The sequence below is a fragment of the Streptomyces sp. SID4985 genome (assembly GCF_009863025.1).
Classification (GTDB): domain Bacteria; phylum Actinomycetota; class Actinomycetes; order Streptomycetales; family Streptomycetaceae; genus Streptomyces.
This window is the reverse complement of sequence record NZ_WWIR01000029.1, coordinates 1-4,215: the sequence shown is the minus strand read 5'-3', so window position 1 is coordinate 4,215 and position 4,215 is coordinate 1. Positions and strand designations below refer to the sequence as shown.

Sequence of the window (4,215 nt, the reverse complement as noted above, 5' to 3'; positions counted from 1 at the left end):
GGGTGTGGCCTGGCGCCTGCGTGCCGGCCGGAGCGGACCACTGGGCGGGCGGGGGCTGCCCCTCGGCCCACTTCGCGCCCGTGTCCGGCGTAGACGTCGCGCCCGTGTCCGGCGAAGACGCGTCGGGCTCCTTCGCCCCGGGCTCGGCGGGCTCGGCGGGCTCGGTCTCGCCCGGCTCCCGCCCTTCGGACGACGGGGTTGATCCGGGCGAGGCCCAGCCCGGAGTGTCACTCATCGAAGCTCCTTAACGGTGCCCGCGTGATCGCGGCGGCAGGTTGGCAGCCATCGTGCCATGGGGCGGTCCTCGTGTGACCGGCCGAGGTGGAGCCGTACTCCGTCAATTGTCCGCCGGATACGGGGCAGACTCATCGCATGGCTGATCAGCACGCGCGACCGGGCGAGGACAAGCGGCCGACCGAGATACCCGTGATCCGTTGGGAGGAACCACCCGAAGGACCCGTACTGATCCTTCTCGACCAGACCAGGCTGCCCACCGAAGAGGTGGAGCTGGTGTGCACCGACGCGTCCGCGCTGGTGGAGGCGATCCGTTCGCTGGCCGTGCGCGGTGCGCCCGTGCTCGGCATCGCCGGGGCGTACGGGGTCGCGCTCGCCGCGGCGCGCGGCTTCGACGTGGACGAGGCCGCGCAGGCGCTGGTGGACGCCCGGCCGACGGCGGTGAACCTGTCCGTCGGGGTGGAGCGGGCCCTGAGCGCGTACCGGGCCGCGCTCGCCGTCAGTGGTGACCCGACCGTGGCGACCACGGCGGCGCTGGACGCGGCGAAGGCGCTGCACCTGGAGGACGCGCGGGCGAGCGCGCGGATGGCCGCCCACGGGCTGGCGCTGCTGGACGAGCTGCTGCCGGGCGGCGGGCATCGCGTCCTGACCCACTGCAACAGCGGTGCGCTGGTGTCGGGCGGGGAGGGCACGGCGTTCGCGGTGGCGCTGGCCGCGCACCGGGAGGGCAGGCTGCGGCGGCTGTGGGTGGACGAGACGCGCCCGCTGCTCCAGGGTGCCCGGCTGACGGCGTATGAGGCGGCGCGCAACGGTATGGCGTACACGCTGCTCACGGACAACGCGGCCGGTTCGCTGTTCGCGGCGGGTGAGGTGGACGCGGTGCTGATCGGCGCGGACCGGATCGCGGCGGATGGCTCGGTGGCCAACAAGGTCGGCAGCTATCCGCTCGCGGTGCTGGCGCGCTACCACCATGTGCCGTTCATCGTCGTGGCCCCGCTGACCACGGTTGACCCCGTGACACCGGACGGCGCCTCCATCGAGGTCGAGCAGCGCCCGGGCTACGAGGTGACCGAGTTCAGCGTGCCGCAGGTGCCGGTGGCGGGACCGGGCGGGGGCGTCCCCGTGGCACCGCTGGGCACGCAGGCGTACAACCCGGCCTTCGACGTCACACCGCCGGAACTTGTGACGGCGATCGTCACCGAGGAAGGCACTGTGTCTCCGGTGACGGGGGAGGCGCTGGCCAGGCTGTATGCGAAGGCGGAGCGGCAACCGGCCCGGTGAGTCGACCTCCGTAGCGCCCACGGCGTCGTTCTCGAGGGGACCGGGGCAGACAGTGATGCCTCGGTACGACTATCGTCACAGGCCAGTGAGCTGCCTCACCTGCACCTCTTTAGTCGTTACGAGAATGGGATGATGTCGTTTATGAAGGGACGAGTCCTTGTCGTCGACGACGACAGCGCACTGGCCGAGATGCTCGGCATCGTGCTGCGTGGTGAAGGTTTTGAGCCGTCTTTCGTAGCCGACGGGGACAAGGCGCTGGCCGCTTTCCGGGAGTCGAAGCCGGATCTGGTGCTGCTGGATCTGATGCTTCCCGGGCGCGACGGTATTGAGGTGTGCCGCCTGATCAGGGCGGAGTCCGGGGTGCCCATCGTCATGCTCACGGCGAAGAGTGACACCGTTGATGTGGTCGTCGGACTGGAGTCCGGCGCCGACGACTACATCGTGAAGCCGTTCAAGCCGAAGGAGCTGGTCGCCCGTATCCGGGCGCGGCTGCGGAGGTCGGAGGAGCCGGCGCCGGAGCAGCTCACCATCGGTGACCTGGTCATCGACGTGGCCGGGCACTCGGTGAAGCGCGACGGGCAGTCGATCGCGCTGACGCCGCTGGAGTTCGACCTGCTGGTCGCGCTCGCCCGCAAGCCCTGGCAGGTGTTCACCCGTGAGGTGCTCCTGGAGCAGGTGTGGGGCTACCGGCACGCCGCCGACACCCGGCTGGTCAACGTCCATGTGCAGCGGCTGCGTTCCAAGGTCGAGAAGGACCCGGAGCGGCCCGAGATCGTGGTGACCGTGCGCGGAGTCGGCTACAAGGCCGGACCGAGCTGACGTGTCCGGGGACAGCGCCGCTTCGGCTCCCGGCCGGTCCGGCGCCCGTCCGGGGCGTCCGGCCGCCCGGAGCACCACCGCTTCGCGCCGTGCGCGTCTGTTGCGCGGCGGGCTCCAGCGCAGCCCGTTCGTGCGTCTCTTCCTCCGCTGGGTGCGCCGTCCGCTGCTGCCCGTCATGCGGCTGTGGCGCCGCAACATCCAGCTCCGGGTCGTCGCGACGACCCTGCTGATGTCGCTGGGCGTCGTCCTGCTCCTCGGCTTCGTCGTCATCGGGCAGGTGCGCAACGGCCTGCTGGACGCGAAGGTGAAGGCCTCCCAGAGCCAGGCCACCGGCGGCTTCGCCGTGGCCCGGCAACAGGCCGACGAGGCCGCCGCGGGCGCCACCGGCACCGGTACCGGCGACGACATCGTCTCCGGCGCCGACGGACAGCCCTCGCAGAACGTCATCCAGTGGATGAGCGACCTGGTGGAGTCGCTGTCCAGCGGTGGCGCGGGCGCCTTCGACGTGGTGACGCTGCCGGTCGGCGACGACACCGGCGGCGGCCGCAGCCCGCGCGGTTCGGGGTACGTCAGCCCGACCGACAGCGTGCCCGCGGCCCTGCGCGACCGGGTCAACAGCAGTACGACCGCCGCGCAGAGCTACACCCGCATCGTCTACAGCACCGGCAAGGAGCCCCAGCCCGCGCTGGTCATCGGCAAGCAGGTCAACGACCCCAACGGCCACCCCTACGAGCTGTACTACCTCTTCCCGCTCACGCAGGAGGAGAAGTCCCTGAGCCTGGTCAAGACCACCCTCGCGACCGCCGGACTCTTCGTCGTCGTACTCCTCGGGGCCATCGCCTGGCTGGTCGTACGGCAGGTCGTCACGCCCGTGCGGATGGCCGCCGGGGTCGCGGAGCGGCTGTCCGCGGGGCGGCTGCAGGAGCGGATGAAGGTCACCGGCGAGGACGACATCGCGCGTCTCGGCGAGGCCTTCAACAAGATGGCGCAGAACCTCCAGCTGAAGATCCAGCAGCTCGAGGACCTCTCGCGGATGCAGCGGCGGTTCGTCTCCGACGTCTCGCACGAGCTGCGTACCCCGCTGACCACCGTCCGCATGGCCGCCGACGTCATCCATGAAGCGCGCGTGGACTTCGACCCGGTGACCGCGCGCTCCGCCGAGCTGCTCGCGGACCAGCTGGACCGCTTCGAGTCGCTGCTCGCGGACCTCCTTGAGATCAGCCGCTTCGACGCCGGAGCGGCCGCGCTGGAGGCCGAGCCGATCGACCTGCGCGAGGTCGTACGGCGGGTGGTCGGCGGTGCCGAGCCGCTGGCCGAGCGCAAGGGCACCCGGATACGCGTCACGGGCGACCAGCAGCCCGTGGTGGCCGAGGCGGACGCCCGGCGCGTGGAGCGGGTGCTGCGCAACCTGGTCGTCAACGCCGTCGAGCACGGCGAGGGCAAGGACGTGGTGGTCAAGCTCGCGGCGGCGGGCGGCGCGGTCGCCGTCGCCGTGCGCGACTACGGCGTCGGGCTCAAGCCCGGCGAGGCCACCCGCGTCTTCAGCCGCTTCTGGCGGGCGGACCCGGCACGCGCGCGTACGACCGGAGGTACAGGCCTCGGCCTGTCCATCGCCCTGGAGGACGCCCGGCTGCACGGCGGCTGGCTCCAGGCGTGGGGCGAGCCCGGCGGCGGCTCGCAGTTCCGGCTGACGCTGCCCAGGACCGCCGACGAACCGCTGCGCGGCTCACCGATCCCGCTCGAACCCAAGGACTCGCGCCGCAACCGGGAGACCGGCCGCGAGCGGGCCGCGGAGAAGCGGGCCACCGTCCCCGCGCAGGCGACCGAGGCGCAGCGGGCCCCGCTGCCGCCGCGTCAGGCCGCCGTCGCCACGGCCGACCC

Annotated in this window: 3 protein-coding genes and 1 pseudogene; 3 read left to right on the top strand and 1 reads right to left on the bottom strand. The window is 72.1% G+C overall.

What is annotated here, in order from left to right; all coding sequences use genetic code 11:
- Nucleotides 1–235: pseudogene (locus GTW40_RS32910) on the bottom strand (hypothetical protein); the annotation flags it as partial.
- A gap of 137 nt (nt 236–372) precedes the next feature.
- Between GTW40_RS32910 and mtnA the strand changes: the two are divergent.
- The 3 genes from mtnA to mtrB all read left to right on the top strand — a co-directional run.
- Nucleotides 373–1,515, top strand: a complete 1,143-nt coding sequence (gene mtnA, locus GTW40_RS01200; RefSeq protein WP_161178266.1) for an S-methyl-5-thioribose-1-phosphate isomerase — start codon at nt 373–375, stop codon at nt 1,513–1,515.
- A gap of 129 nt (nt 1,516–1,644) precedes the next feature.
- Complete coding sequence (mtrA, locus tag GTW40_RS01195; RefSeq protein WP_202485207.1) at nt 1,645–2,334, top strand: two-component system response regulator MtrA; 690 nt, start codon at nt 1,645–1,647, stop codon at nt 2,332–2,334.
- Nucleotide 2,335: 1 nt separating this feature from the next.
- Nucleotides 2,336–4,215: MtrAB system histidine kinase MtrB (gene mtrB / locus GTW40_RS01190; RefSeq protein WP_343245589.1), on the top strand; the 1,880-nt coding region annotated here is incomplete at its 3' end.